Source organism: Nocardioides sp. URHA0032, from assembly GCF_000620645.1.
Classification (GTDB): domain Bacteria; phylum Actinomycetota; class Actinomycetes; order Propionibacteriales; family Nocardioidaceae; genus Nocardioides.
Genome location: NZ_JIAV01000015.1, coordinates 375,242 through 402,238, shown reverse-complemented (window position 1 = coordinate 402,238; position 26,997 = coordinate 375,242). Strand labels below are relative to the sequence as shown.

Sequence of the window (26,997 nt, the reverse complement as noted above, 5' to 3'; positions counted from 1 at the left end):
TCAGGCCGCCTCGGCGGCCACCGCCTCGACGAGGTCCTCGTCGGACTCGACCACGCCGACCTTGGCCTGCCGGGGCGCCGGTCGCAGCACGAAGGTCGCGACCAGCAGGCCCGCGGCGGCGAATGCCGCCGAGGTGAGGAAGGCCGCGCTCAGGCCGGGCACGAACTCGCCCGGGACCGCGCCGGCGGCGTACACCGACACGATGGCCGCGACGCCGACCGCGCTGCCGAGCTGCTGCGTGGTCTGCAGCAGGCCGGACGCGGAGCCGGCGTGCTCCGGCTCGACACCGCCGAGCACGATCGCCGTGATCGGCATGAACACGAGTCCGGTCGCGAGACCGGCGATGGTCATCGGGCCGAACACCGAGCCGAAGTAGGTGTCGGTCGTGCCGAGCATGCTGAGCCAGGCGTAGCCGACGACCAATGCGCCCGAGCCGACGAGGATCATCGTGCGCGGGCCGAGCGTGCCGATCAGGCGCGGCGTGACCCGCGACATCGCGAAGATGCCCAGGCTGAACGGCAGGAACGCGACGCCCGAGGCCATCGGGCCGAAGCCGAGCACCCGCTGCACGTACTGCACGACCAGGAAGAACATCGACAGGTTCGCGCCGATCATCAGGGCCATCACCGCGAGCGCGGCGACCCGGTTCCGGTTGCGCACCAGGTGCGGCTGGATCAGCGGGTGCGGGTGACGCACCTCGGTGCGGGCCAGGACCGCGAGCAGGACCAGGCCGAGCGCGAAGCCGCCGATGGTGCGGGCGGAGAGCCAGCCGTGCTCCGGCGTACCGATCAGCGCCCAGACGATGGACACCGCGCCGAGGGTGGCGGTCAGCGCGCCGACCGCGTCGAACTTCCCGGGGCGGCGCCGGGTCTCGGTGACGAACCGCGGCGCCAGCAGAAGTACGGCGATGCCGATCGGGACGTTGATGAACAGCGTCCAGCGCCACGAGCCGACGTCGGTCAGCGCGCCGCCGAGCAGCAGGCCGATCGAGGCGCCACCGGAGGACACGGCACCGAAGAGCGCGAGCGCGCGGTTGCGTGCCGCCTCGTCGGGAGCGCTCGTGGTCAGCAGTGCGAGGACGCTGGGTGCGGCCATCGCGGCGCCGACGCCCTGGGCGGCCCGGGCGGCGACCAGCTGGCCGGGCGTCTGGGCGAGCCCACCGAGCGCCGAGGCGATGACGAACACGGTGAGGCCGATCTCGAAGAGCCGGAGCCGGCCGCGGACGTCGCCCAGCCGACCGCCGAGGAGCAGGAGGCCGCCGAAGGCAAGGGTGTAGGCGTTGAGGACCCAGGAGAGCGAGGCGGGTCCGAAGGAGAGGTCCGCGCCGATGCGCGGGAGGGCCACGTTCACGACGGTGGCGTCGAGCACGAGCATGAGCTGGGCGACCAGGACGATCGCGATGCCGGCGGCCACGCGGCCGGCGTTCGGCGGCAGGTCGGTCGGCAGCTCCCGGGCCGGGGAGGTTGCGTTCAGAGACATGTGGTGAGGTCCTGTTCTGGCCCGAGGGGCCGAGGTACAGTAGATCCGGAGGATGACTCCGCTTCCTGAAGAACAATACGGAGAGTGTCTCCGTTTAGCAACCCCTGAGGTGAGATTTCGTGCGTGCCGATGCCAGGCGCAACTACGACCGCATCGTCGAGGTCGCGCGCGAGGTGTTCCGCGAGCAGGGGTACGACGCCTCCCTCGACGAGGTCGCGAAGCGGGCCGGAGTCGGCCCCGGCACCCTCTACCGGCACTTCCCCAAGCGGGAGAACCTCCTCGACGCGATCATGCAGTCGTGGGTCGACAAGGTCACCGAGACCACCGACAAGGCGCTCACCTACGAGGGCTCGGACCGCGACCTGCTGATCCACTGGTTCGAGGACTACGTGGGCCTGATCAGCCAGCACAAGGGCGGCCCGGCCAAGCTGACGTCCGCCATGGGCGACCCGGTCTCGCCCATCCGGACCAAGTGCCAGGTGCTCTCCGAGTCCAACGGCCGCGTCCTCGACGAGCTCCGTGCGCACGGGGCGCTGCGCGACGGCGTCGACGTCATCCAGGTCACCCGCCTGGTCGGCGGAGTGGCCACGATCGCCGACAACAGCGATCTGGACCCGGCCGCCGTACGCCCGATGCTCGAGGTCGTCGCGGACGGGCTCCTGAAGTAGCCGGCGCAGGTCGGCCCCGACTGGACTAGTTTGAGGTGCCCGACGGTCGGGCTCTCGGACCGATCCCTCGGGTCAGAGGAGCGCCGCGTCGTGGGTCTGTTCAAGAAGGCGAAGGGCGCCCTGGGTGGCGTCGACCAGCACCTGATCGAGACCGGCGTGCTCGCGCGCGGCAACGTGAAGGACGTCGACACGACGTCGATGAGCACCGGCCGAGCCGAGCAGGGCCTCGGCGCGCGGATCGTCTGCAAGGTCACGGTGGAGGTCGTGCCGCTGGACGGCTCCGACTCCTACACCGCGGTCTGCACCCACCCGGTCCCGCAGGTCTACCTGCCGAAGCTCATGGAGCGCGGCGCCGCGGTCGCGGTGCGCGTCGACCCCGACGACCCGCAGGACATCGCGCTGGACCTCGAGCACGAGGTGCCGCCGGCGCCGATCCTGCTGCGGAGCGACGACGGGACCAGCGGCGTCGTCACGACCAACAAGGGGACGTACACCTACGAGGAGATCATCCGCGACGGCCGGCCGTGCACGGTCGAGGTGTCGGCGGTGTTCCCGCTCGGCCAGCTCACGCAGGCCGGGCTGCCCGCGTCCGGCCTGATCCTCCAGGTGCATCGGGACGGCGCCGCGCCGTACCAGGCCCAGGTCGGCCTGCACGTCCCCGACGAGCTCGCGAGCGTCGTCGTGCCCGGCGCACAGCTGCCCGGGAAGTGGCTGCCGGGGCCCGGGCTGCCGACCGACGTGAACCTGGTGACCATCGACTTCCCGGCCCTGGGTGGATGACCCTGCGGGCCGCGGTGACGCGGCCGGTAGATTGCTGCCGTGCTCGACACCGTCGCCGTCGCCGCCCAGGACCCCGAGCGAGACCAGCCGTGGGCCGACCTCGGCCTCAAGTCCGAGGAGTACGCCGAGATCCGCGAGATCCTCGGGCGCCGGCCGACCAGCTCGGAGCTGGCGATGTACTCGGTCATGTGGAGCGAGCACTGCTCGTACAAGAGCTCGAAGGTCCACCTCAAGCAGTTCTCCGAGCTGAGCCAGGAGACGCCGGCCGGCAAGATGCTGGCCGGCATCGGTGAGAACGCCGGGGTCCTCGACGTCGGGCAGGGCTACGCGGTGACGTTCAAGGTGGAGAGCCACAACCACCCGTCGTACGTCGAGCCGTACCAGGGCGCCGCGACCGGCGTCGGCGGGATCGTCCGCGACATCCTCGCGATGGGTGCCCGCCCGGTCGCCGTGATGGACCCCCTGCGGTTCGGCCCGCTGGATGCCGACGACACCCGCCGGGTGCTGCCCGGGATCGTCGCGGGCGTCGGCGGCTACGGCAACTGCCTGGGCCTGCCGAACATCGGCGGCGAGGCGGTCTTCGACGAGACCTACCTCGGCAACCCGCTCGTGAACGCGCTGTGCGTCGGGGTGCTGCGCCACGAGGACCTGCACCTCGCCAAGGCGAGCGGCGTCGGCAACCAGGTGATCCTGTACGGCGCCCGCACCGGCGGTGACGGCATCGGCGGCGTCTCAGTGCTGGCCTCCGAGACGTTCGACGCCGACGGCCCGGCCAAGCGCCCCAGCGTCCAGGTCGGCGACCCCTTCATGGAGAAGCTGCTCATCGAGTGCACGCTGGAGATCTTCGCCGCCGGCCTGGTCGCCGGCATCCAGGACCTCGGCGGCGCCGGGCTCTCCTGCGCCACCTCCGAGCTCGCCTCGGCCGGCGACGGCGGCATGCACGTCGAGCTCGACCGGGTGCCACTGCGCGACTCCACGCTCGCTCCTGAGGAGATCCTGATGAGCGAGTCGCAGGAGCGGATGATGGCGGTCGTCGAGCCCGGCGACGTCGGCGCCTTCATGGCGATCTGCGCGAAGTGGGATGTCGAGGCGGTCGTCGTCGGCGAGGTCACCGACACCGGCCGGCTGCACATCGACTGGCACGGGGAGCGGGTCGTCGACGTGCCGCCGCGGTCGGTCGCGCACGACGGCCCGACGTACCACCGCCCGTTCGCCCGCCCGGACTGGCAGGACGACCTGCAGGCCGACGCCGCCGAGTCGCTGCCGCGGCCCGCGTCCGGCGACGACCTGCGCAAGACGCTGCTCACCCTCGTGGCGAGCCCGAACCTCTGCGACAAGTCCTGGATCACCGACCAGTACGACCGCTACGTCCGGGGGAACACCGTGCTCGCCCAGCCGAGCGACAGCGGCATGATCCGCGTGGACGAGGAGACGAACCTCGGCGTCGCGGTGTCGACCGACTGCAACGGCCGGTACGCCTTGCTCGACCCGTACGCAGGCGCCCAGCTCGCGCTGGTCGAGTCCTACCGCAACGTCGCGACCGGCGGTGCCACCCCGCTCGCCATCTCGGACTGCCTCAACTTCGGCTCGCCAGAGGACCCGGCGGTGATGTGGCAGTTCGCGGAGGCCTGCCGCGGGCTCAAGGACGCGTGCTCGGTGCTCGGCATCCCGATCACCGGTGGCAACGTCTCGCTGTACAACCAGACCGGCGAGACCGCGATCCTGCCGACCCCGGTCGTGGCGGTGCTCGGCGTGATCGAGGACGTCACCCGGCGTACGCCGTCGGCGTGGTCGGCGGCGGGCGAGCGGGTGTTCCTCCTCGGCGAGACCCGGGAGGAGCTGTCCGGGTCGGAGTGGGCCCACGTCGTGCACGGCCACCTCGGCGGGCTGCCGCCGCGCGTCGACCTGGAGGGCGAGGCCACCCTGGCCCGGCTCCTCCACGACGGCGTCGGCCTGCTCACCTCCGCCCACGACCTCTCCGACGGCGGTCTCGGCCAGGCCCTGGTCGAGTGCGCGCTGCGCCACGACGTCGGCGCCTCGGTCTCGATGGACGGCGACGCGTTCGTCGGGCTGTTCAGCGAGTCCACCGGCCGGGTGCTGGTGACCGTGCCCGACGGCGAGGCGGAGCGGCTGGTCGAGCTGGCGGCCCGGCACGGCGTTCCGATCATCCCGCTGGGCGTGACCGGTGGTGACGTCCTCGCCGTCGACGGCGAGTTCGAGGTGCCCCTCGCCGAGCTGCGCGACGCCTGGACGGCCACGCTGCCGGCCGCGTTGGGCTGACCGATCCGGATCGCCCGTGAGCCCTGGACGCCACAGCTACGGTGACGACCCGGCGCAGTACGCCGAGCTGACCCTGCCCGACGGCGAGCCGCGCGGCGTCGCGGTGCTGGTGCACGGCGGCTTCTGGAAGCCCGAGTACGGCATCGAGTACGCCCGGCCGCTGGTCCCGAGCCTGGTCGGGCGAGGGTGGGCAACCTGGGCGATCGAGTACCGCCGCGGGACCGGGGCCGCGGACACGCTCGCCGATGTACGGGCGGCGATCGACGCGCTGCCGGTCGGCGCCGGTGTCGTCGTCGGCATCGGCCACTCCGCGGGCGGCCACCTCGCGACGTGGGCGGCGGCGGGCGGCGGGCTCACGCACGTGGTCAGCCAGGCGGGGGTGCTCGACCTGCGGGCGGCGTACGACGACGGGCTCGGCGGCGGCGCGGTCGAGCGGTTCCTCGGCCGACCGCCCGGCCCGGCCGACGCGGGTGTCGACCCGGTCCGGATGGTGCCGCTGGGCGTGCCGGTCTGGTGCGTCCACGGCCGGGACGACGACACGGTGCCGGTCAGCCAGTCGCGGGCGTACGTCGAGGCCGCCCGCGCGGCCGGCGGTGCCGCCGAGCTGGTCGAGGTCGAGGGCGACCACTTCGTGGTGGTCGACCCCGACTCCGACGCGTGGGCCCGGACGCTGGCGCACCTGGCCGGGCTGAGCGGGGGGTGAGGGCGATCGTGGTCATGGTGAGCTCCCGGGTGAGTGGGTTGCCTTCAGCTGGTCCACGAGCGCACTACGCCCGGTGCGACAGCCTCTCCGCCAGTCTTTCCGCGGCGACCCGCACCAGGTCCGGGTCGCTCGCGGCCGCCTGCTCCGGTGCGCGGCCGAGCGTCAGCGCGGCCGGCTGGGTCAGCCAGGCCCACGCCCGCCACGGGTCCATCCCGGCGGTGAGCAGCGGCCCGATCACCGGGGCGAGCTCCGCGCGCAGCTCGCCGTCCGGGCCGAGCTGGAACGCCGGCACGACGGCCCGCTCCTCGACCGGCACCACCAGCAGCCGGTGCTCGGCGGCCGCCTTGTGCACCGCGAACCGCGTGGCGTCCACCGACGTCCCGCGCATCGCCCCCAGCGACTCGTAGGTGTGCCACGAGGTGGCGAGCAGCTGGGTGCGCAGCCGCGCCTGGCGGCGGAGCACGACCAGCCCGACGGGTATGGCGTGCTCGGGCTCCTCACCCACGCTGCGCAGCTCGCGCTCGAGCTCCTCGAGCCGGTCCGGCTCGGTCCACACGGCCCGCCCCCCGGCGTCCCGGGTGAAGGTCGGCAGTCCCGCCTCCGCGAGCTGGTCCACCAACCCCAGCTCCTCCAGCCAGGTGGCCAGCTCCTCGCCGTCGCTCTGGGTCACCGGAGCACGGTAGTCCCTGCCCACCATGTCCTCGGCGGGGCCCGATCACGACATTTTCGGCAGGGACTACGCCAATGCGGCCGGGACCTGACCTCAATACGGGGATACGGTCGGGAGCATGAGTACGAGCGCGCGGATGCTGCGGCTGCTCTCGCTGCTGCAGACCCACCGCTACTGGCCGGGCGGGGAGCTGGCGGAGCGGCTCGAGGTCAGCCCGCGGACGCTGCGCCGCGACATCGACCGGCTGCGCGAGCTCGGGTACGCCGTCGACGCCGTGCGGGGCGTGGCCGGCGGGTACCAGCTGCGGGCCGGCGGCCAGCTGCCGCCGCTGCTGCTCGAGGACGACGAGGCGGTCGCGATCGCGGTGGCGCTGCGGACCGCGACCTCGAGCGGCGAGGACACCTCGCTCCAGGCGCTGACGAAGGTGATCGCCCTCATGCCTCCGCGGCTGCGCCGGCGGATGGACGCGCTGCGCTCGCAGACCGACGGCGTCCCGTGGGCCGGCGGCCCGACCCTCGACGCGGGCGTCCTCACCACGCTCGCCCAGGCCTGCCGCGACGACGAGCCGGTGGCGTTCGAGTACGTCGCCCGGGGCGGTGAGGCCAGCCGGCGCCGGGTGGAGCCGCACCGGCTCGTCTCGGTCGGCCACCGCTGGTACCTCGTCGCCTACGACCGCGACCGCCAGGACTGGCGCTCGTTCCGCGTCGACCGGATCGCGGACGTCACGACCAGCGGGCAGCGCTTCCGGCCCCGGGAGCTGCCCGCGGAGGATGCGCCGTCGTTCGTGACCGCGGGCATCCGCTCCATGGCGACGCGGTACGACGTGCGCCTGCGGATCGCGCTGCCCGCCGCCGTCGTCGAGGCCGACATCGGCCGCTGGGCGACGGTCACCCCGGACGGCGCCGGGTGGTGCCGGGTGTGGATGCCGACCGACACCCTGGACTGGCCACTGATGGTGCTGGCACGGATGGACGCGGCGTTCGAGGTCGAGGGGCCGGACGAGCTGCGCGCGGCGGTCGCATCGGCGGCATCCCGGTTCGCTCAGGCGCAGGCAGCCGGGACCGGCACCTCGTAGCGCTCCCACCGGTCGGGCCGCGGGACCGCCCGCACCGAGCGGGAGAACGTCGGGATGCAGGCGACCAGCGCGGTGAGGAGGCCGAGCGCGAGGATCGAGGTCCGGCCGCCCACGGTCGCGAGCAGGGCGCCGGCGAGGACCGGGGCCAGCGGCATCATCGACCACGACACGAACTGCGAGGTCGACTGCACGCGGCCGAGCAGCTCCGGCGGGGTGACCGCGATCCGGTACGACCCGATGCCGGCGTTGCCCGAGGGGTTCAGCAGCATCCCGAGCCCGATCGCGGCCGCCACGACCCCAGGCTCGTTCCAGAGCGCCATCGGTACGACGAGGGGCACGAAGCACCAGGCGATCGCGACCGTGAGCCAGCCGGTCGCCATCCGCTCGATCACCCACGGCGCGAGCACGGCGCCGATGAGGCCGGCGAGCCCGGCCGCGGCCTCGACCAGACCGATCTGGAAGGACCCGAACCCGCCCTCGATCAGCCGCAGGATCGCCACGAAGAACAGCGCGTTCACCGCCAGGTTGGCCAGGCCGCTCCAGACGGTGAGCACCCGGAAGAAGGGGCGCGACGCCACGAACCGCACCCCGTCGCGCAGGTCGTGCAGCGGCCGCCGGCGCGGACCGTCGTACGGCTCGGGGGAGAGGTCGGCGCGGATCCGGCCGAGCTGGACGAAGGACACCGCGAACGTCACGGCGTCCACGGCGAACGGCAGCCACCGCGTGATCGCGTAGAGCACGCCGCCCAGCGGAGCGCTGAGCAGGGAGGCGACGTGCAGGCGGGCCTGGTTCTGGCTCAGCGCGGTCGGCAGCTCGTCGGCCGGGACGACGGTCCGGACCGCGGAGATCTCGGCGGGCGCGAACAGGCCCGCGCCGACGCCGGTCAGTAGCGCGACGGCCAACAGGTGCGGCACGGTGAGCCCGCCGAGCATCCCCGCGACCGCGAGCGAGCCGTAGAGGACGACGCCGGTGCCGCTCGCGATCATCATGATCCGGCGCCGGTCGTACCGGTCGGCGAGGACGCCGGCCGGCAGCAGCGTGCCGGCGACCCCCAGCAGGTAGAGCGCCTCGGCCGCCGCGGCGAGCACCGCCGACCCGGTCATCGCGAACGTGATCAGCGGGAAGACGAACATCGTCATCCGGCTGCCGATCTCGCTCACGGTCTGGCCGACCCAGAGCGCGGTGAAGTCAGGGTTGCGGGCGAGCGAGCGGTACGACGGCACATCCGCAACATATAGTGCGCAACTGATGTTGCGCAATGGTTCGTGCGGGATTCGCGGTAGGCTGGCCGGCGTGACCTACCCCAACCGCAGCCAGGCGGTCCACGACCCCAAGATGCTGCGGGCGATCGCACACCCGGTGCGGAACCGGATCCTGACCGAGCTCGCGGCCAGCGGCCCGATGCGCGCCGCCGACCTGGCGCGGGAGCTCGACCTCCCGGCCAACCAGATGAGCTTCCACCTGCGCCAGCTCGCCAAGTACGGCCTGGTCGAGGAGGACCCCGAGGCCGCCCGCGACAAGCGCGATCGGGTCTGGCGGCCGGCCTCGCCGGACGGGGTGTCGATCAACCTCACCGACCTCGAGAAGCAGCCGGGCGGGCAGGCCGCGTCGGTCGTGTTCCGCCAGCACGCCGCGAGCTGGGGGCACCACGTCGTCGACGCGGCGTACAGCGACGAGGGCCGGGACCCGAAGACCTTCCGCACGGTCACCGAGCAGGCGGTCCGGCTCACCCGGGAGGAGGCGCTGGAGCTCGCGGCCGAGCTGGACGCCGTCGTCACCCGCTGGATGGACACGACCCGGGGCCGGGACCCCGAGCGCAGCACCTACCTGTGGTTCTCCGTGCTCCAGCCCTACCCCGGGGACCGCACCTGATGCCGGCGCGTCTCCGCATCGCCACTCCCGAGCAGCTCGCGGCCGCGTTCGAGGACGGCGACCTCCGGCTGCTCACCAAGCACTTCATGGCCGTCCTGGAGCAGCGCGCGCCGGGCCACTCGGTCGAGGTCCGGGTCCCGCCGTACGCCGCCGTCCAGGTCATCCCGGGCGTCCGGCACACCCGAGGCACGCCGCCCGCCGTGGTCGAGATGGACGCCCCGACCTGGCTCGCGCTGGCGACCGGCGAGCTCGGCTGGCACGACGCCGAGGCGGCGGGCCGGCTGCGTGCCAGCGGCGAGCGGGCCGATCTCTCGCCGTACCTCCCGCTGGCATAGGTTGGCGGCATGAGCGACATGCGCGACCGCGTCCAGGCCGTCCTCCCCGGCGTCCGCGCGGACCTCGAGCACCTGGTCCGGATCGAGTCGGTCAGCGCGGACCCCGCCCGCCACGACGAGGTCCGCCGCAGCGCCGAGGCGGTGGCCGAGCTGTTCCGCGCCGAGAACTTCGACCAGGTCGACATCGTCAGCATCGAGGGCGGTCTGCCCGCGGTGATCGCGCACAAGGCCGGCCCCGCGGGTGCGCCGACCGTGCTGCTCTACGCGCACCACGACGTGCAGCCCGAGAACGACCACGCCGACTGGGACTCCCCGCCGTTCGAGCCGACGGAGCGCGGCGACCGGCTGTACGCCCGCGGGGCCGCGGACGACAAGGCCGGCATCGCCGCCCACCTCGGCGCGCTCCGCGTCCACGGCGACGACCTGCCCGTCAGCGTCACGATGTTCATCGAGGGCGAGGAGGAGATCGGCTCCGAGACCCTCACCGCGCTGCTCACCGAGTACCAGGACCGCCTGAAGGCGGACGTCATCGTGATCGCCGACTCGGGCAACTGGGACATCGGCGTGCCCGCCCTGACCACCAGCCTGCGCGGCCTGGTCCGGCTCGACGTCGAGGTCCGGACGCTCACCCACGCCGTGCACTCCGGCATGTGGGGTGGCCTGGTCCCCGACGCGCTGATGACCCTCGCGCGGGTGCTCGCGACGCTGCACGACGACCAGGGCAACGTCGCGGTCGCCGGTCTGCACGCCGGCCCGGCCGCCGACGTCGAGTACCCCGAGGAGCGGCTGCGCGCGGAGTCCGGAGCCGCGCCCGGCATCGAGTGGATCGGCTGCGGCTCGACCGTCGAGCGCCTCTGGACCAGGCCGGCGCTCAGCATCACCGGCCTGGACGGCCCCAAGGTGGCCGGCGCCAGCAACACGCTCGTCCCCGCGGCTCGGGCCCGGATCTCGATGCGGATCGCGCCGGGCGACACCACCGCCAACGCGCTCGACTGCCTGGTCCGCCACCTCGAGGCGAGCGTGCCCTGGGGCGCCACGCTCACGACCACCCTCGTCGACACCGGCGAGGCGACGCAGATCGACGCGACCGGCCCGGCGTACGACGCCGCGCGGGCCGCGTTCACCGAGGCCTGGGACGGCACCGAGCCCGTGGACATGGGGGTCGGCGGCTCGATCCCGTTCATCGCGGAGTTCCTCGAGGCGTTCCCCGAGGCGAGCGTCCTGGTGACCGGCGTCGAGGACCCGGACACCCGGGCGCACGGCGCGAACGAGGGCCTGCACCTCGCCGAGTTCGAGCGCGTCGTGCTGGCCGAGGCGCTGCTGCTCCGCAATCTCGGATAGTCGCCGCGACCGCGTGACGGCGGTCACGCGGCGTCGTTGCACCCCGTGTGACGACTGATTTCACGACGGTCTCCGTCGGACGACGCTCCTTCGTCGGCTGGGTGATCGGCGGCACGACGCTCGTCGCCGCCGCCGACCTGCTCCCCGCGCCCGCGCACGCCGTGCCCGGCACCCCGCAGCCGGCCGAGGGCTACGACCTCAACGACATGCTCACCGAGGCCACGATGCCCACGGCCGACCTGATCACGGTGGCCGTCCACGAGGACGGCACCGCCTCCTTCGAGCTGCCGAGGATGGAGGTCGGGCAGGGCATCACCACCTCCACGGCGATGCTGATCGCCGAGGAGCTCGAGCTGCCGCTGGACAAGGTCCGCGTGACGCTCGCCGACGCCCGCCCCGAGCTGCTGTGGAACCAGCTCACCGGCGGCTCGAACACCACGATCTCGACGTACACCCCGATCCGGGTCGCCGCCGCCGTCGCCAAGGGCGCGCTGCTCGAGGCCGCCGCGGTCCAGCTCGGCGACACAGTCGCGAGCCTGGTCGCCAGGGGCGGCGTGATCCAGGCGCCCGACGGTCGCTCGCTGACGTACGGCCAGCTCGCCCGCGCGGCCGCGAGCCGCACCACCCGCCGGGTCGACGTCCGGCTCAAGGACCCGGCCGAGTTCCGGGTGGTCGGCACCGGGCAGCGGCGGGTCGACGCGCTGGAGGCCGTGACCGGTCGCAAGCAGTACGCGACCGACCTGCAGGTGGAGGGCGCGCTGCCGACGATGGTGTGCCGGGCGCCCACGCTGAACGGCACGCCGCGCAGGCTGCGCAACCGGTCCGAGGTCCTCGCGATGCCGGGCGTGACCGACGTGGCGTTGGTCGACACCGGGGTCGCCGTGCGTGCCGAGACCTTCGGCCAGTGCATCGACGCGGTCAGGGCGATGCACGTCGACTGGGCCGACGGCCCGGTGGCCGGGCTCTCCGACGACGACATCGTGGCCGAGCTGAAGGCGGCGGAGCAGCCGCTGCCGTCGCTCCCGGACACCCCGCTCGCGCGGACCCTCGAGCTCGACGTGCTCTTCTACTTCCGCAGCAACTCCGCGATGGACACCAACTCCGCGGTCGCCGACGTCCGGGCCGACCGCGCCGAGATCTGGTCGGGCCTCAAGTCCCCGATCACCGCGCAGCAGCGGATCGCCGAGGCCCTCGGGATGAGCCAGGACGCCGTGACCGTGCACGTCGTCCAGGCCGGCGGCTCCTTCGGCCGGCGGTTGTTCTTCGACGGCGCGCTCGAGGCCGCGAAGATCTCGCAGGCGATGGGCAAGCCGGTCAAGCTGATGTGGCACCGCGCCGACGACGCCCGCGTCGGCCGGGGCCACCCGATGGCCACGAGCCGGGTGCGCGCGGTGGTGGCCGGCGACCAGGTGCTGTCGTTCCAGCAGGCGCACACCAGCGTGGAGACCGACTTCCGGCACGGGCTCGGGGAGCTGGTCACCGCGATGGCTGCGGACCTGCCGACCGGGCTCGGCAACCTCGGGTTCTCCGAGACGGTCTTCGAGCTGACCCAGGAGGTGCCGTACGACTTCGGCGCCGTCGTGCAGACGCTCGTCGAGACCGACGACCGGTTCAACACCGGCAGCATGCGCAACATCTACTCTCCCGACGTGCGCGCCGCGGGCGAGCTGATGGTCGACCAGCTCGCGAAGGCGATGAAGCAGGACCCGTACGAGTTCCGCCGCGCGCAGCTGCGCAGCGACCGGGTCCGCGCGGTGCTCGACAAGGTCGCCGACATCGGGCGGTGGGGTCGCTCGATGCCGGCCGGCACGGCGCAGGGCATCGCCATCCACAAGGAGTACAAGGGCGCCAGTGCGTGCCTGATCGAGATCGACTGCCGGCCGCGGCAGACCGAGCGGGACATCCGCGACGGCGTCGGCGGCCCGCGCGTGACCAGGGTCGTGTTCGCGATCGACGCGGGGCTGGTCGTGAACCCGCGTGGCCTGGAGGCCCAGATGCAGGGCGGGATCAACGACGGCATCGCGCTGGCGCTGACGTCGAGCCTGCACCTGCGCGACGGCCACTTCCTCGAGGCCAGCTGGGACAACTACTTCTACACCCGGCAGTGGAACACCCCGCCGGAGGTCGAGGTCGTCGTGATGCCGTCCGACAGCGGCCAGCCCGGCGGGGCGGGCGAGGCGGGAGTGGCTGCGACGTTCGCCGCGGTCGCGTGCGCCTACGCGCGAGCGGTCGGCGAGGTCCCGGCGTACTTCCCGGTCAACCACCGCGACCCGCTGCGCTTCCGGCCCAAGCCGGTGGTCCCTCCGATCCCGCAGTCGCCGACCAACGGACTGAGGAAGGTGTACTGACATGCCCCCGCAGACCTTCATCCTCAACGGCCGCAGCGTCACCGTCGACGTGCACGACGACGTGCGCGTGCTCTGGGTGCTACGAGACCTGCTCGGCGTGACCGGGCCGAAGTACGGCTGCGGCATCAACGTCTGCAAGGCGTGCACCTCGCACATCAACGGCCGCGCGTTCAACCCGTGCTCGGTGCGCGTCGGCGACCTGGCCCCGACCGACGAGGTCACCACCATCGAGGGCCTCCCGGACACGGTCGGCGCCGACCTGCACCCGATGCAGGAGGCCTGGCTGGACCGCGACGTCCCGCAGTGCGGCTACTGCCAGCCCGGGCAGATCATGGCCGCGGTCGCGCTGGTGCGGAAGGTGCGCCGGGACGGCCGGTCGATCACCGACGCGGACCTCGACGGGATCCGCAACATCTGCCGGTGCGGGACCTACACCCGGATCCGGGAGGCGATCGCGCAGGGCGAGCGCCGGATGTGACCCGGGGGTCGAGGCCCGGCAGCTCAGCCGAGCGGCAGCCCGACCCGGAACGTGCTGCCCCGGCCGAGCTCCGACTCGACCTCGATCCGGCCGCGGTACCGCTCCAGGACCCGCCGGACGATCGCCAGCCCGAGCCCGGTGCCGGGCTTGGCTGTCGCGGCGGGGTCGGACGAGCGGTAGAACTCCTCGAACACGCGGGCGGAGTCCTCGGCCGACATGCCGATACCGTCGTCGGCGACGGTGAGCTCGGCCTCGTCCCCGAGGACCGCGACGGTGACCACCACCGAGCCGCCCCGGTCGGTGTACTTCAGCGCGTTGCTCACCAGGTTCGAGACGACGTGCTCGATCTCGCCGTCGGCACCGCACACGACCACCGGCGCGTCCGGTACGGCGACGCGCAGGTCGATCCCGAGGCCGGCCGCCAGCGCGGCGTTGAGCTCGACCACCTCACGGGCCAGCGCGCCGAGGTCGACCCTGGCACCGGTCACCGGCTCGGTCTCCGTGGTGCTGTGCAGCACCAGCAGGTCGTCGACCACGCGGGCCAGGCGCTCGCCGCCACGCCGGATCGCGGCGGCCGCCGTGCGCGAGGACTCGCCGAGGTCCGGGTCGCCGTCGAGGAGCTCGGCGTACCCGAGCACGGCGCTGACCGGGTTCTTCAGCTCGTGGGCGACGGTGGCCACCATCCGGGCGCGGTAGTCCGAGACCTGGCGGAGCTCGTTGACGAGCTCGTGCTCCCGCATCGACCGACCCAGGTCGCGGGCGATCTCGAGCGCGGTCGCGGCCTCGGTCTCGCTCCACTCCGCGCCGCGGTGACCCCGCGTCAGCCCGATCACGCCGAAGCAGTCGGGGCCCGCGCCGATGGGCACGAACATCAGCGACTCGACCCCGACCCCGGCGAGGAACTCGAGCACGGTCTCGACCTGGTCGGCCGCCAGCGCGCCCGGCACCGGCCGCTCGGGAGCGATGACGCCGACGCACTGGCGCTCCCACGCGCGCTGCGCGTGCGCGGTCACGAGGGCGCGGACGCCGGCGGGCAGCCGCACGGTCGGGCCGCCGTCGACGTACAAGGGTCCGGCGCAGCGCCGGTCGAGGCCGATCCGCTGCAGCCACAGCGAGTCCGCCCGGAAGCCCTTGGTGATCTCGCGGCCGCAGACGGCGAGGATCTCGTCGGCCGTGTCGCTGCCGGACGCCATCCGGACGATGTCGGCGGCGGCGGTCGCGAGCCGCACCTGCTCCGCGAGCCGCTCCCGCTCGAGCGCCGCCCTGATCGCGTGGGTGGCCAGCCGCACGTACACCTCGAGCTGCCGGCGCTTCTCGGCGTCCGGGACCAGGCCGTCACGGGGGAGCTCGATGCCGAGGAAGCCGAGGAACCGGCCGTCGTCGTCCTCCAGCGGCGCGACCAGCGAGTCCTCCGGGTGCCACGCGCCGTCCGGCACGTTCTCGCGCGGCGCGTCGGAGAACCAGCCCCACGTGTCGATGTCGAGGATGAGCTTGTCGTGCGGGATCCACTTGAGCGGGCCCCAGTCCTCGGCGAGCGCGAGCTGGTCGAGCAGGGCCTGCGTGGGCGCGAGGCTGTCGAGGAGCGTCGCGCGGGCCTCCTCGGGGCCGACGACCACCAGGGTGTGGAGGTAGCCGTCGTCGCGAGCGGCGGAGATGCCGACCAGGTCGAAACCGGCGATCTCGGAGACACCCTCGGCGATCGCCTGGAGGGCGTCTCTCGACTGGCTGTCCGACCAGCGGGACCCGCGGACCGGACGCACGAAATCGGCGTCGGGCATCGGGGGGAGTCTAGGGGCGGTTCAGCCGGACGGCAGGAAGACGCGGAAGGTGCTGCCCTCGCCGAGCGCCGACCGGATCGACATCCGCCCGCCGTGGCGGGCGACCACGCGGCTGACGATGGCGAGGCCGAGCCCGGTGCCGGGCTGGGCGACCGCCTCCGGGTTCGATGAGCGGAAGAACTCGGTGCCGAGCCGCGCGACGTCGGCCTCGGAGATGCCGATGCCCTCGTCGGCGACCGTCAGGACGACCTCGCCCTCCGCACGGGCGAGCGAGACGGTCACCGCGCCGCCGTCGGGGGTGTACTTGACGGCGTTGCTGACCAGGTTCGCGCAGACCCGGTCGAGCTCGGTGGCGTCGCCCAGCGCGAGCACCGGCTCGTCCGGAGCGTCGATGCGGACGGCGAGGCCCTTCTGGCCGGCCGCGACCGTGATCAGGTCGACCGCCTCGTCCACGATCTTGCGGAGGTCGACGCGCACGGGGATCACCGGGTTGTCGGCGTCGCCGACCTTCGACAGGAGCAGCAGGTCGTCGATGACCCGCACCATCCGTCGGGTGCCGCGCTCCATGGCGTTGAGCGAGCTCCTGGTGGTGCCGGAGAAGTCCGGGGACGACTCGAGCATCTCGAGGTGGCCCATCACGGAGGTGAGCGGGTTCTTGAGCTCGTGGGCGACGGTCGCGATCAGCTGGCCCTTGTAGGTGTCGAGCTCCTGGAGCTCCTCGACGAGCTGGTGCTCGCGCTCGAAGGTGCGGGCGTTGAGGATCGCGCGCCCCAGGTCGTGGCCGATGTCCAGGGCGCTGGTGGCCTCCGCCTCTGTCCAGTCGGCCGCGCCCTCGACCCGGGTCAGCACCAGGTTGCCGAGGCACTCCGGCCCGGCGCCGAGCGGGGTGAACAGCAGCGACTGGACGCCGATCTCCGCGAGGAACGCGAGGATCAGCTCGCCCTGCTCGTCGGTGATGGTGGGACCGAACGGACGGTCCGGGGCGACGACCGCGGGCTGCTGCTGCTCCCAGGCGATCCGGGCCGCGGTCTCAGCGATCTGCACCATCGCCGGGCTCAGCTCGATCTCGCGGCCGACGGCGGAGTAGATCGCGCCGTGGCCGTCCTGGTCGAAGGTCTGCAGCCACATGCCGGCCGCGTTGAAGCCCTCGACCAGCGCCTCCCGGCTGTCCTCGACGACCCGGTCCATGCTGAGCTGCGCGGTCGCGCGGCGGACGATCCGGCGGGCCGTCTCGGCCATCCGCACCTGCTCGGACAGCATCTCCCGCTCGAGCGCGACGATGACGGCCTGACGGGCCTGCTCGGCGTAGGTGTTCAGGACCGCCCGCTGCCCCTCGCCGGGGCGACGGCCGTCGACGGGCAGGTCGATGGCGAGGGTGCCCCGGAGCACGCCGCCGTCGTCGTACAGCGGCGCGGTCAGCAGGTCCAGCGGGTGCCAAGCGTCGGGAGCGTCGTCGATCGGGTCGATGTCCGGCACCCAGCCCCACTGCTCGCCGGCACTCGCGTCGAGCCGCTCGTGCGGGACGAAGCGGAACAGGCCCCAGTCGTCGGCCTTGGCGATCTCACGGGAGAGCTGGTCGATCGGCGTACGCCGGCCCTTGAGGGATTCGCCCGCCTCGTCGCTGCCGGCGACGGCCATCACCTCGAGCTTGCCGTCGCTGCGGACCACGCTGATCGCGGCGATGCCGAAGCCGGCCACCTTGGTCACGCCCTCGGCGATCAGCTGGAGCGCATCCCGGGACGGCGCGTCCGACCACTGAGTCGCCCCCCCGCTGGTGGCAGGACGAGCATCGGTCTCCCCTGACATCGGTCCTCGTTCGTCTCGTGGGCGCGGCCCCCCATGTTACGTCGGCCACGTTGAGCGGTCTCGGCATCCCAACGACGCAGGACGTGGATGGGACACGCCGAGGAGAACACCTCTAGACTTTTGGCCGTGCCCTTCGAGAGCAACCCCCGCAGGGGTGGGGACGGCCGTCTGACGGCGGCCCTCGACCCGCACGAGCAGGGACCCCAGGACGCGTGCGGCGTCTTCGGTGTCTGGGCACCCGGCGAGGACGTCGCCAAGCTGACCTACTTCGGCCTCTACGCGCTGCAGCACCGCGGCCAGGAGTCGGCCGGCATCGCGGTCAGCAACGGCCGGCAGATCCTCGTCTACAAGGACATGGGCCTGGTCTCGCAGGTCTTCGACGAGACGACCCTGGCCTCGCTCAACGGCCACCTCGCGATCGGGCACACCCGCTACTCCACGACGGGTGCCAGCACCTGGCAGAACGCGCAGCCGACGTTCCGCCCGACCGCCGACGGCTCCATCGCGCTCGGCCACAACGGCAACCTGATCAACACCCACGAGCTCCAGCGGATGGTCACCGACCTCCCCGGTCCCGAGGACGAGCTGGAGCTGCACACCCGGCCGCTCGAGTCCTCGACCAACGACACCGGCCTGGTCACGGCGCTGCTCGCGCACCACCCGGACACCTCCCTGGAGCAGCGGGCCCTGGAGGTGCTGCCGCAGCTCGAGGGCGCGTTCTGCTTCGTGTGGATGAACGAGAACACCCTGTACGCCGCGCGCGACCCGCAGGGGATCCGGCCGCTGGTCCTCGGCCGCCTCGAGCGGGGCTGGGTCGTCGCCAGCGAGGACGCCGCGCTCGCCACCATCGGCGCGAGCGTGGTCCGCGAGGTCGAGCCCGGCGAGATGCTCGTGATCGACGAGAACGGCCTCCGGTCCCACCGGTTCGCTGAGCCGCAGCCCAAGGGCTGCGTGTTCGAGTACGTCTACCTCGCGCGCCCGGACGCCACCATCAGCGGCCGCAGCGTGCACGAGTCCCGGGTCGAGATGGGCCGCCGGCTGGCCCGTGAGTTCCCGGTCGAGGCCGACCTGGTCATCCCGGTCCCGGAGTCGGGCACGCCCGCCGCCGCCGGGTACGCCGAGGAGTCCGGCATCCCCTTCGGCCAGGGCTTCGTGAAGAACGCGTACGTCGGCCGCACCTTCATCCAGCCCAGCCAGACGCTGCGCCAGCTCGGCATCCGGCTCAAGCTCAACGCCTTGGAGCACATGATCCGCGGCAAGCGGATCGTGGTCGTCGACGACTCGATCGTCCGCGGCAACACCCAGCGCGCCCAGGTGCGGATGCTCCGCGAGGCCGGCGCGCGGGAGGTGCACGTCCGCATCTCGAGCCCGCCGGTGAAGTGGCCCTGCTTCTACGGCATCGACTTCGCGACCCGTGCCGAGCTGATCGCGAACGGGCTGACGCCCGAGGAGATCGCGGCCAGCATCGGCGCCGACAGCCTCGGCTACATCTCGCTGGACGGCATGATCGACGCGACCGGGCAGACCGACGACCGGCTCTGCCGCGCCTGCTTCACCGGCGAGTACCCGATCGCACTCCCGGACGAGAGCCTGCTCGGGAAGCACCTGCTCGAGAGCTCGCTCCAGGCGCCGACGCTCGGCAAGGCGCTCCCCGTCCTCAACAACCCGTAGGAGCCCCGTGTCCCAGCCCGTGCCCGAGCCTGCGTCCGAGAACGCCTACGCCGCCGCCGGCGTCTCCATCGAGGCCGGCGACAAGGCCGTCGAGCTGATGAAGGTCTGGATCGACAAGGCGCGGCGTCCGGAGATGATCGGCGGGATCGGTGGCTTCGCGGGGCTCTTCGACGCCTCCGCGCTCAAGGACTACGAGCGACCGCTGCTCGCGACCTCCGCCGACGGCGTCGGCACCAAGGTGGCGATCGCCCAGGCGCTCGACAAGCACGACACGATCGGCTTCGACCTGGTCGGCATGCTCGTGGACGACCTGGTCGTCTGCGGGGCCGAGCCGCTGTTCCTGACCGACTACATCGCGACCGGCCGGGTCGTGCCCGAGCGGATCGCGGCGATCGTCAAGGGCATCGCCGAGGCCTGCGTCGAGGCCGGCTGCGCGCTGATCGGCGGCGAGACCGCAGAGCACCCCGGGCTCCTCGGCGAGCACGAGTACGACGTCGCGGGCTCGACCACCGGCGTGGTCGAGGCCGACCGGCTCCTCGGGCCCGGCCGGGTCCGACCCGGTGACGTGGTCGTCGCGATGGAGTCCTCGGGCCTGCACTCGAACGGCTACTCGCTCGTGCGGCACGTGCTGCTCGGCCCCCCGGATCGGCAGGGTGCCGGCTGGTCGCTGGACCGCCACGTCGACGAGCTCGGCCGCACGCTCGGCGAGGAGCTGCTGGAGCCGACCCGGATCTACGCGAAGGCCTGCCTCGCGCTCGCCGACCGGACCCGGACGCACGCGATGTCGCACGTCACCGGTGGTGGCCTGGCGGCGAACCTCGAGCGGGTGATGCCGGTCGAGCTCGGCGCCCGCGTCGACCGCTCGACCTGGACCCCGCAGCCGGTCTTCGACCTGGTCCGCCGGGTCGGCGACGTGCCCCAATCGGATCTGGAGCTGACGCTGAACTGCGGCGTCGGCATGGTCGCCCTCACCCAGCCCGAGGACGCGGACGCCGCGGTCGCGGTGCTCGGCGAGCACGGCGTCCGGGCCTGGGTGGCCGGCGAGGTCCACGTCGCCGGCTCGACCGATCCCGGGGTCGGCGGCCGGGTGGAGCTGGTCGGTCAGCATCCCGGTTGGTGATCTTCCGCGATCCGATGTGCGGGAACACCCACCCAACAGGTAGCGTTGGGGCCACGAGAACTCTATGAGACAGTCCGGGCGCCATCGAGCCCCGGCCGAGTGTGCGAGGGGGCTGACCCTATGGGGCGCGGCCGAGCAAAAGCGAAGCAGACGAAGGTCGCACGCGACCTGAAGTACCGCACTCACGAGACGGACTTCGGGGCGCTGGCCAACGAGCTGCACGGGCAGAGCCCGAACGACGACACCGACCAGCTCGAGCCGGAAGTGCTCGAGAAGTGGTCGGACTACTCCGACTCGCGCGACTGATCTCAGTCACACCCGGCGTGTCGTCGGGTTCCTCCGGCTGACCGGAGGAACCCGACGCGTGGCGTCAGCGGGTCAGCCACATGCCGCGCAGCTGGCTGACCTCGCGCATCCGACGCTCGGCCAGTCGGTCCGCGGCGATGGCGGGCGGTACGCCGTCCGAGGCAGCCAGCTCGAAGACCATCCGGGTGGTGTCGTAGATCCCGGTGGCGCGCTGCTGCGCCCGCTCGAACGAGAAGCCCTCGAGCTCGTCGGCGACCTGGATGAGGCCACCGGCGTTCACGCAGTAGTCGGGCGCGTAGAGGATGCCGCGCTCCTCGAGCATCTTCTCGATGCCGGCGTGGGCGAGCTGGTTGTTCGCCGCGCCGCAGATGATCTTCGCGCTCAGGGTCTCGACGACCTCGTCGGTGATCGCGCCACCGAGCGCGCACGGGGCGTAGACGTCGAGCTGCGAGGCCACCAGCGCGGTCGTGGTCGGCACGACCTGGACCGACGGGAACTCCTCGCGCACCCGCTCGACCGCGGACGGGTCGACGTCGGTCACGATCACCGCGGCGCCCTCCTCGACGAGGTGGCGGACCAGGTGGTGGCCGACCTTGCCGACGCCGGCGACGCCGACGGTCCGGCCCTCCAGCGAGGGTCCGCCCCAGGCGGCGGCCGCGCTCGCGCGCATGCCCTGGAAGACGCCGTACGCCGTCAGGACCGAGCTGTCGCCCGCACCGCCGTGCGCGACGGTGCGGCCGGTGACGAACGAGCACTCGCGCGCGATCACGTCCATGTCCGCCGAGAACGTGCCCACGTCGCACGCGGTGTAGTAGCGACCGCCGAGCGACTGCACGTGCCGGCCGTAGGACCGCAGCAGCGGCTCCGACTTCGCCGTCCTCGGGTCCCCGATGATCACGGCCTTGCCGCCGCCGAGGTCGAGCCCGGCGAGGGCGGCCTTGTAGGACATCCCGCGCGAGAGGTTCAGCACGTCCGTCACCGCGTCCGCGGTGGAGGCGTAGGGGTGGAAGCGGGTGCCGCCGAGGGCGGGACCGAGGGCGGTCGAGTGGATCGCGATCACGGCCCGCAGCCCGCTGGCGGGATCGTTCGCGAAGACGACCTGCTCGTGCTCGGAGCCGAGGTCGAACACGTCGACGGAGGGGGACGCAGACATGGATGGCCCTGCTTTCTGTGGTCGGCCACGGGATGGTGTGGCGAGGTGGGGCACGGCAGGGGTGGCGCCGTGTCCTGACTCACACGTTAACCCCCGGCCACCGACCTCGCGAAGACGGCGTCCCCGTGCGTGCCGTACCCCGGGAGGGGCCCGCCGGACCGGCGGCCGTTGAAGCCCACGAGCAGCCAGCCGTCGCCGTCCGGGACCAGCGTCGGCCACGGGATGTTCGAGGGGTACGGCGCGTCCAGGCTGCCCGTGCGCGCCATCGCGAGGTCGAACACGGGGTACTGCTTCGCCCTGCCGTCGCTGGCCAGCACCCGCCACTCCCCGTCCAGCCGGGTGAGCGTGGTGCCCTCGGTCTGGGTCAGGTCGGTCGCGGCACCGCGCAGCGCCAGGGCGTCGAGAGCCGGCCCCGCCGCGACCGCGGGGTGGAACCGGAAGAACCTGGTCGCGCTCACGAAGCCCACGAGCCACTCGTCCCCGGTGTGCACGAGGTGCGGGTCCCAGACGCCCACCGACCGGAGCCCGTCGACCGGCAGCGGGAGCGGGGTCGTGTCGAGCAGGTGCACCCCGGACAGCAGGTCGGCGGTGGTCCGGGCGAGCGTGACCGCCACGGCCGGCGTCCGCCGGTCGAAGTCGCCCCACGTGCTGGTCGCGACCAGCCAGCCGTCGCCGTCGCGCAGCACGTGCGTCGCGTGGTCGCCGTAGACCCCGGGCCGGTCCGGCCGCCGGAAGAAGACGTCGGAGAGATGGGTGAGCCCGAGGCTGCGGGGCTCCAGCTCCCACAGCGACGTGTGCGCGGTGTCGAAGAACCCCGGGCCGGCGCTGGTCGCGGAGAGCACCACGCGGTCCGGTACACCGGAGACCAGCCGGACGTCCCGCAGCCCCAACTGCCCGAACCGGCCGGCCACGGGTGCGTCGGAGGTCAGGCCGGCCAGCCACTCCTCGGAGCGGGTGTCGATCCGGTCGCGCAGGTCCACCCGCCCGCGCGCGAGCCACGGGCCGGGACCGCGGGTGAGCACCGTCGCGTGGGTCCCGGTGAGCGCCAGCCCGACCTCGCGGGCACCCTCCGCGCGCGCGTGCCGCCGGGACCGGTGCCGGCTGGTGCGCCCACCGCTGGTCACCTCGAGCCAGGCCGCGGCGCCGTCGTACCGCGCCACCAGCCGGTCCGGACCGGAGGCGAGCGACACCGACGACGGGCCGGTGGCCGCGGCGTACGGCGCCACCACCTCGGCCAGCGTCGAGCCGGGCACGACCAGGTCGACCGGCCGGCGCCGGCCGGCGCGCTCGAACCTCAAGGGCGTCCGGTCGTCGCCCGCTGGAGGGCGGCGACCGCGATCTCGACCTCGGCGGTCAGGTCGCGCAGCAGCTGCCGGGAGCCCTCGGTGGTGCCGGCGATGCCGAGCGACTCGAGCTTCTGGGCGGCCGCCGCGACCCGGGGGAGCCCGAGGTTCAGCGCGCTGCCCTTGAGCTGGTGCGCGGAGGTCAGCAGCGAGGTCGGGCTGTCCCGGTCGACCGCCTCCCGGATCGCCACCAGCTGGCTGCCGACCCGGCCCATGAACGACGCCGCGGTGCGCTCGAAGAAGCTGACGCCGTCCTTGCGCAGCTCGTCGAGCATCGTGATCCGGTCCGGGTCGAGGACCCCGCGCTCGGTGGTGGTGCGCGGCGCGGGCAGCGGCTCGACCTGGGGGAGGGCATCCGCTGCCGGCGCGGGCGCCCGGACCCACGCGCGCAGGGCGCGCTCGAGCTCGGCGGCGTCCACCGGCTTCGTGAGGTAGTCGTCCATCCCCGCCGCCAGGCAGCGCTCCCGCTCGCCCTCGAGCACGGACGCCGTCATCGCGATGATCGGCACTCGCCGGCCGGCCTGCTCGCTCTCGCGGACCCGCCGGGTCGCGTCGAAGCCGTCGAGCCGGGGCATCCGGCAGTCCATCAGCACCACGGCGTACTCGTGCGGCCTCGTCAGCAGCTCCACCGCCGCGACGCCGTCGTCGGCGAGGTCCACGGTGCAGCCGAGGTTCTCCAGGATGCCGGTCGCGACCAGCTGGTTCACGCGGTTGTCCTCGACGACGAGGACCCGGATGCCCAGCCCCGGTGTCGTCTTCTCCCGCGGCGCGGGCGCGCTGGCGGCGCCGCCGAGGAGCGTCAGCAGGGTCGCCCGCAGCTCGGTGTGCCGCACCGGCTTGTTCAGCGACGTCCGGATGCCGGCGTCCTCGACCTCCTTGCGGGTCACCGACTGGTCGGAGGTCAGCAGCAGCAGCCGGAGCGCGGCGAGCGAGGGCTCGGCCCGGATCCGCGCGGCCAGCTCGAGCCCGTCGGTGTCCGGCATCACCAGGTCCAGGACCGCGACCTCGAACGGCTGCCCCGACCGGGCCGCCTCGCGCAGCGTGGCGAGCGCCTCGGCGGCGGACGCCACGGCCACCGAGCGCATCTGCCACGCGTCCAGCTGCTCGGTCAGGATCAGCCGGTTGGTGCTGTTGTCGTCGACGACCAGCACCCGCCGGCCCTGGAGCTCCCGGTCGCCTGCGGGCGGCGCGGCCGCGGTCCCCGCGGCGGCGCCGAGCCGTGCGGTGAACGAGAACGTGCTGCCCCGGCCGAGCTCGCTGGTCACGGAGATCTCGCCGCCGAGCGCTTCGACCAGCTGCCGCGAGATCGCGAGCCCGAGCCCGGTCCCCCCGTGCCGCCTGGTCGTCGACGGGTCGGCCTGGGTGAACGCCTCGAACAGCCGCCCCCGCTGGTCGGGGGTGATGCCCACGCCGGTGTCGGTGACGTCGACCCGCAGGACGACGTCGGTGCTGCTGTGGGCCTCGACCCGTGCCTGGATCAGCACCTCGCCGCGGTCGGTGAACTTCACGGCGTTCGACCCGAGGTTCGTGACGATCTGACCGAACCGGACGGCGTCGCCCCGCACCTGCCGCGGTACGTCGGGTGAGCACGCCACGACCAGCTCGAGTCCCTTCTCGTGCGCCGGCCCGCCGAGCACGGACGCGGCCTGGTCGAAGACCTGCCGCACGTCGAAGTCGACCTCCTCGAGCTCGAGCTTCCCGGCCTCGATCTTGGAGAGGTCGAGGATGTCGTTGATGATGCCGAGCAGGGTCAGCCCCGCACCCTGGAGGTTCTCGGTCAGCTTGCGCTGGTGCTCGTCGAGGGTGGTGCGCATCAGCAGGTCGGTGAGGCCGATGACGCCGTTCATCGGCGTGCGGATCTCGTGCGACATGGTCGCGACGAACTCCGACTTCAGCCGGGACGCCTCCATCGCGTCGTCGCGCGCCTCGGCGAGCTGGGCGGCGCTCCGCTCGCGCTCGGCGACCACGCCCAGCTGCCCGGCGATCTGCCGCATCAGCTGATAGGAGTCCTCGTCCGGCGGGATCTCGTCGGCGATCAGCTCGATCACGCAGATCACCTCGGAGCCGATGCTCACCGGCAGCGCGACCAGGCTGTGGGAGTCCGCCATGGCCGACGGCGTGCCGATCGTGATCTCGCCGCTCAGCCGGGCCCGCTCGGCGAGCACGGGGTCGCACTGGACCGGGAGCTCGCCGCGGATGTCCAGGAGCTCCGGCTCGCCGGGCGCGTCGTACAAGTAGGCGCACACACCCGCCCACGTCGTGTGCTCGGGAACCCCGGCAGCCGCGACCGCCAGCGCCTCCCGCAGGGTGTCGGCCCGGTTGGCCGCGATCGCCATCTGCTGGACGAGCACCAGCCGCCGGGTGGCCTCCGCGGCCTGCTCGTCGGCGGCGCGCAGCTCGGTGATGTCCTGCGAGGTGCCGCTCACCCGCACCCGCTCGCCGTCGTCGTCCCGCTCCACGATGCCGCGCTCGCGGATCCAGCGCACCTGACCGTCCGGCCGCATCACCCGGTGGTCGAAGGAGTACTCCTCGCCGTCGCCCGCCGCGGCGGACTTCTCGGTCAGCTCACGGTCGTCGGGATGGATGAGGGCGACGTAGTCGGCGAACGTGTCCAGCGCGCCGGGCTCCACGCCGAAGATCCGGAACGTCTCCTCGGACGCGGTGACCCGGTCCGGCTCGACGTCCCACGACCAGCTGCCGATGTGGGCGATGCGCTGCGCGATGGCGAGCTGGTGCTCGCGCGACTCGAGCGCGTCGAGCAGCTCCTTGCGCTCGGTGTACGGCGTGACGCGGTGCAGCCAGGCGGTGCGCCGGCCCTGGTCGTCGAGCACCGGGCGGAAGCTGACGAGTCCCCAGACCGCCGTACCGTCCGGGCGCACGAAGTACGAGTCGACGTTGTCGCGCGGCTGTCCGGTGCGCACCATCTCCGCCAGGCTGCCGGCGAAGTCCTTGCGGCCCTGCTCGTCGAGCGTGTCGAACACCGAGAGCCCGACCATCTCGTCGGGGTGCCGGCCCAGCAGTTCGGCCATCCGGTCGTTCGCCCAGGTGGTGACGCCCTGGTCGTCGAAGACCCAGAGCCCGTCGGGGATCAGCGCGAAGTACCGGCTCGCGTCGCTCCCGTCCGAGGTCATGTCCCCATTCCTACCCCGCGCCCGGCGCCCGCGGGTGCGAAGTCGACCACCCGGTTGCGGCAGTGCCGGGCCCGGTGACGGAGCGCGGTCTTCTCGGCGGGATCGACGGCCAGCCCCCAGCGCAGCTTGATGGCCGTCCAGTCCCGCACGTACCGGCACACGCTGAACTCGGGCAGCCACTCGGCGGCGTCCCGGTCACCCTTGGACTGGTTCACGTTGTCGGTGACCGCGACCAGCGCGCGGGCGTCGCCGAGGTCGTTGGCGTACCGCTCGCGGGTCTCGGCGTCCCAGCCGCGCGCGCCGGAGTCCCAGGCCTCCTTGAGCGGCACCAGGTGGTCGATGTCGACGTCCGAGGACTGCGTCCACGTCTCGCGGTCGTACCAGGAGAACCACTCGCCGGTGCTGACCGTGCAGCCGTCGACCGGCACCCGCGACTCCGCGACCAGCACCTCCTCGCGCGTGTCCTGGCAGTCGTGGTCGGCATCGACCCAGTGCCGGAAGAGGTCGCGGTCGTAGCCGTCGGGTGTCTCGGCGGCCACGGGGAGCGCGCGCACGGCGGCCCGGAGGCGCATCGCCTCCGCGCTGGCCGCACCCGGCACCGCCCCGACGAGGAGCGTCAGGAGCAGGGCCAGGAGCAGCACACGCCGAGTCATTGTCCGA

Annotated in this window: 22 protein-coding genes; 13 read left to right on the top strand and 9 right to left on the bottom strand. The window is 73.0% G+C overall.

Annotated elements, in window-relative coordinates; translation table 11 throughout:
- Positions 1 to 1,479 carry an MFS transporter gene (locus N538_RS24115; RefSeq protein WP_036569596.1) on the bottom strand — a complete coding sequence of 493 codons (1,479 nt, stop codon included), beginning with the start codon at positions 1,477 to 1,479 and terminating at the stop codon, positions 1 to 3.
- A 119-nt stretch (positions 1,480 to 1,598) separates the two neighbouring features.
- On the opposite strand from N538_RS24115, the gene N538_RS0106485 reads away from it, so the two are divergent.
- The 4 genes from N538_RS0106485 (at position 1,599) to N538_RS24110 (ending at position 5,910) form a co-directional block, all read left to right on the top strand.
- Positions 1,599 to 2,147 carry a TetR/AcrR family transcriptional regulator gene (locus N538_RS0106485; protein ID WP_028636639.1) on the top strand — a complete coding sequence of 183 codons (549 nt, stop codon included), beginning with the start codon at positions 1,599 to 1,601 and terminating at the stop codon, positions 2,145 to 2,147.
- A gap of 90 nt (positions 2,148 to 2,237) precedes the next feature.
- Positions 2,238 to 2,927: a hypothetical protein gene (locus tag N538_RS0106480; protein WP_028636638.1), complete on the top strand. Its 690-nt coding sequence runs from the start codon at positions 2,238 to 2,240 to the stop codon at positions 2,925 to 2,927.
- A 39-nt stretch (positions 2,928 to 2,966) separates the two neighbouring features.
- Positions 2,967 to 5,207, top strand: a complete 2,241-nt coding sequence (gene purL, locus N538_RS0106475; protein WP_028636637.1) for a phosphoribosylformylglycinamidine synthase subunit PurL — start codon at positions 2,967 to 2,969, stop codon at positions 5,205 to 5,207.
- Between the two features lie 16 nt (positions 5,208 to 5,223).
- On the top strand, positions 5,224 to 5,910 hold the full coding sequence (locus N538_RS24110; protein ID WP_036569594.1) for an alpha/beta hydrolase family protein: 687 nt from the start codon (positions 5,224 to 5,226) through the stop codon (positions 5,908 to 5,910).
- 64 nt (positions 5,911 to 5,974) lie between these two features.
- On the opposite strand, the gene N538_RS0106465 is transcribed toward N538_RS24110, so the two are convergent.
- The gene (locus N538_RS0106465; RefSeq protein ID WP_155991984.1) at positions 5,975 to 6,580 is read right to left on the bottom strand and encodes a hypothetical protein; all 606 of its coding nucleotides are present in this window, start codon (positions 6,578 to 6,580) and stop codon (positions 5,975 to 5,977) included.
- A 118-nt stretch (positions 6,581 to 6,698) separates the two neighbouring features.
- Between N538_RS0106465 and N538_RS0106460 the strand changes: the two genes are divergently transcribed.
- Complete coding sequence (locus N538_RS0106460) at positions 6,699 to 7,655, top strand: helix-turn-helix transcriptional regulator (protein ID WP_028636635.1); 957 nt, start codon at positions 6,699 to 6,701, stop codon at positions 7,653 to 7,655.
- Here N538_RS0106460 and N538_RS0106455 read toward each other — a convergent pair.
- Positions 7,622 to 8,878: an MFS transporter gene (locus N538_RS0106455; RefSeq protein ID WP_028636634.1), complete on the bottom strand. Its 1,257-nt coding sequence runs from the start codon at positions 8,876 to 8,878 to the stop codon at positions 7,622 to 7,624. The two genes, N538_RS0106460 and N538_RS0106455, sit on opposite strands and share 34 nt — an antisense overlap.
- A gap of 70 nt (positions 8,879 to 8,948) precedes the next feature.
- Between N538_RS0106455 and N538_RS0106450 the strand changes: the two genes are divergently transcribed.
- Genes N538_RS0106450 through N538_RS0106430 form a run of 5 tightly spaced genes read left to right on the top strand, consistent with a single transcriptional unit; the run spans position 8,949 to position 14,029 of the window.
- Positions 8,949 to 9,527 (top strand): winged helix-turn-helix domain-containing protein, encoded by a 579-nt coding sequence (locus N538_RS0106450; protein WP_028636633.1) that lies wholly within the window; start codon positions 8,949 to 8,951, stop codon positions 9,525 to 9,527.
- The gene (locus N538_RS0106445; protein ID WP_028636632.1) at positions 9,527 to 9,862 is read left to right on the top strand and encodes a sterol carrier family protein; all 336 of its coding nucleotides are present in this window, start codon (positions 9,527 to 9,529) and stop codon (positions 9,860 to 9,862) included. Before N538_RS0106450 ends, N538_RS0106445 begins: the two co-directional genes overlap by 1 nt.
- A gap of 9 nt (positions 9,863 to 9,871) precedes the next feature.
- A complete protein-coding gene (locus tag N538_RS0106440) occupies positions 9,872 to 11,203 on the top strand; it encodes a dipeptidase (RefSeq protein WP_028636631.1) in 1,332 nt (443 codons plus the stop codon).
- Between the two features lie 47 nt (positions 11,204 to 11,250).
- Positions 11,251 to 13,551: a molybdopterin cofactor-binding domain-containing protein gene (locus N538_RS0106435; protein WP_028636630.1), complete on the top strand. Its 2,301-nt coding sequence runs from the start codon at positions 11,251 to 11,253 to the stop codon at positions 13,549 to 13,551.
- 1 nt (position 13,552) lies between these two features.
- Positions 13,553 to 14,029 carry a (2Fe-2S)-binding protein gene (locus tag N538_RS0106430; RefSeq protein ID WP_028636629.1) on the top strand — a complete coding sequence of 159 codons (477 nt, stop codon included), beginning with the start codon at positions 13,553 to 13,555 and terminating at the stop codon, positions 14,027 to 14,029.
- A gap of 23 nt (positions 14,030 to 14,052) precedes the next feature.
- On the opposite strand, the gene N538_RS27265 is transcribed toward N538_RS0106430, so the two are convergent.
- Both N538_RS27265 and N538_RS27260 read right to left on the bottom strand, forming a co-directional pair.
- Entirely contained in the window at positions 14,053 to 15,807 is a 1,755-nt protein-coding gene (locus N538_RS27265; protein WP_051548861.1) for a sensor histidine kinase, read from the bottom strand.
- A 21-nt stretch (positions 15,808 to 15,828) separates the two neighbouring features.
- On the bottom strand, positions 15,829 to 17,613 hold the full coding sequence (locus tag N538_RS27260; protein WP_081790319.1) for a sensor histidine kinase: 1,785 nt from the start codon (positions 17,611 to 17,613) through the stop codon (positions 15,829 to 15,831).
- A gap of 126 nt (positions 17,614 to 17,739) precedes the next feature.
- On the opposite strand from N538_RS27260, the gene purF reads away from it, so the two are divergent.
- From purF to N538_RS0106405, 3 genes are all read left to right on the top strand, one after another.
- Complete coding sequence (gene purF, locus N538_RS0106415; protein ID WP_028636627.1) at positions 17,740 to 19,284, top strand: amidophosphoribosyltransferase; 1,545 nt, start codon at positions 17,740 to 17,742, stop codon at positions 19,282 to 19,284.
- 7 nt (positions 19,285 to 19,291) lie between these two features.
- Positions 19,292 to 20,404 carry a phosphoribosylformylglycinamidine cyclo-ligase gene (purM, locus tag N538_RS0106410; protein WP_231496150.1) on the top strand — a complete coding sequence of 371 codons (1,113 nt, stop codon included), beginning with the start codon at positions 19,292 to 19,294 and terminating at the stop codon, positions 20,402 to 20,404.
- 120 nt (positions 20,405 to 20,524) lie between these two features.
- Positions 20,525 to 20,710 (top strand): DUF3073 domain-containing protein, encoded by a 186-nt coding sequence (locus tag N538_RS0106405; protein ID WP_028636625.1) that lies wholly within the window; start codon positions 20,525 to 20,527, stop codon positions 20,708 to 20,710.
- 64 nt (positions 20,711 to 20,774) lie between these two features.
- Here N538_RS0106405 and N538_RS0106400 read toward each other — a convergent pair whose 3' ends face one another.
- The 4 genes from N538_RS0106400 to N538_RS0106385 all read right to left on the bottom strand — a co-directional run bounded on the left by N538_RS0106400 (position 20,775) and on the right by N538_RS0106385 (position 26,990).
- Positions 20,775 to 21,863, bottom strand: a complete 1,089-nt coding sequence (locus N538_RS0106400; RefSeq protein WP_051548859.1) for a Glu/Leu/Phe/Val family dehydrogenase — start codon at positions 21,861 to 21,863, stop codon at positions 20,775 to 20,777.
- A gap of 86 nt (positions 21,864 to 21,949) precedes the next feature.
- Complete coding sequence (locus tag N538_RS0106395) at positions 21,950 to 23,161, bottom strand: hypothetical protein (RefSeq protein ID WP_028636623.1); 1,212 nt, start codon at positions 23,159 to 23,161, stop codon at positions 21,950 to 21,952.
- The gene (locus tag N538_RS27255; protein WP_051548858.1) at positions 23,158 to 26,337 is read right to left on the bottom strand and encodes a PAS domain-containing hybrid sensor histidine kinase/response regulator; all 3,180 of its coding nucleotides are present in this window, start codon (positions 26,335 to 26,337) and stop codon (positions 23,158 to 23,160) included. Before N538_RS27255 ends, N538_RS0106395 begins: the two co-directional genes overlap by 4 nt.
- Positions 26,334 to 26,990 (bottom strand): HNH endonuclease family protein, encoded by a 657-nt coding sequence (locus N538_RS0106385; RefSeq protein ID WP_028636622.1) that lies wholly within the window; start codon positions 26,988 to 26,990, stop codon positions 26,334 to 26,336. The genes N538_RS27255 and N538_RS0106385 overlap by 4 nt, the downstream gene beginning before the upstream one ends.
- Positions 26,991 to 26,997: the final 7 nt, after the last annotated feature.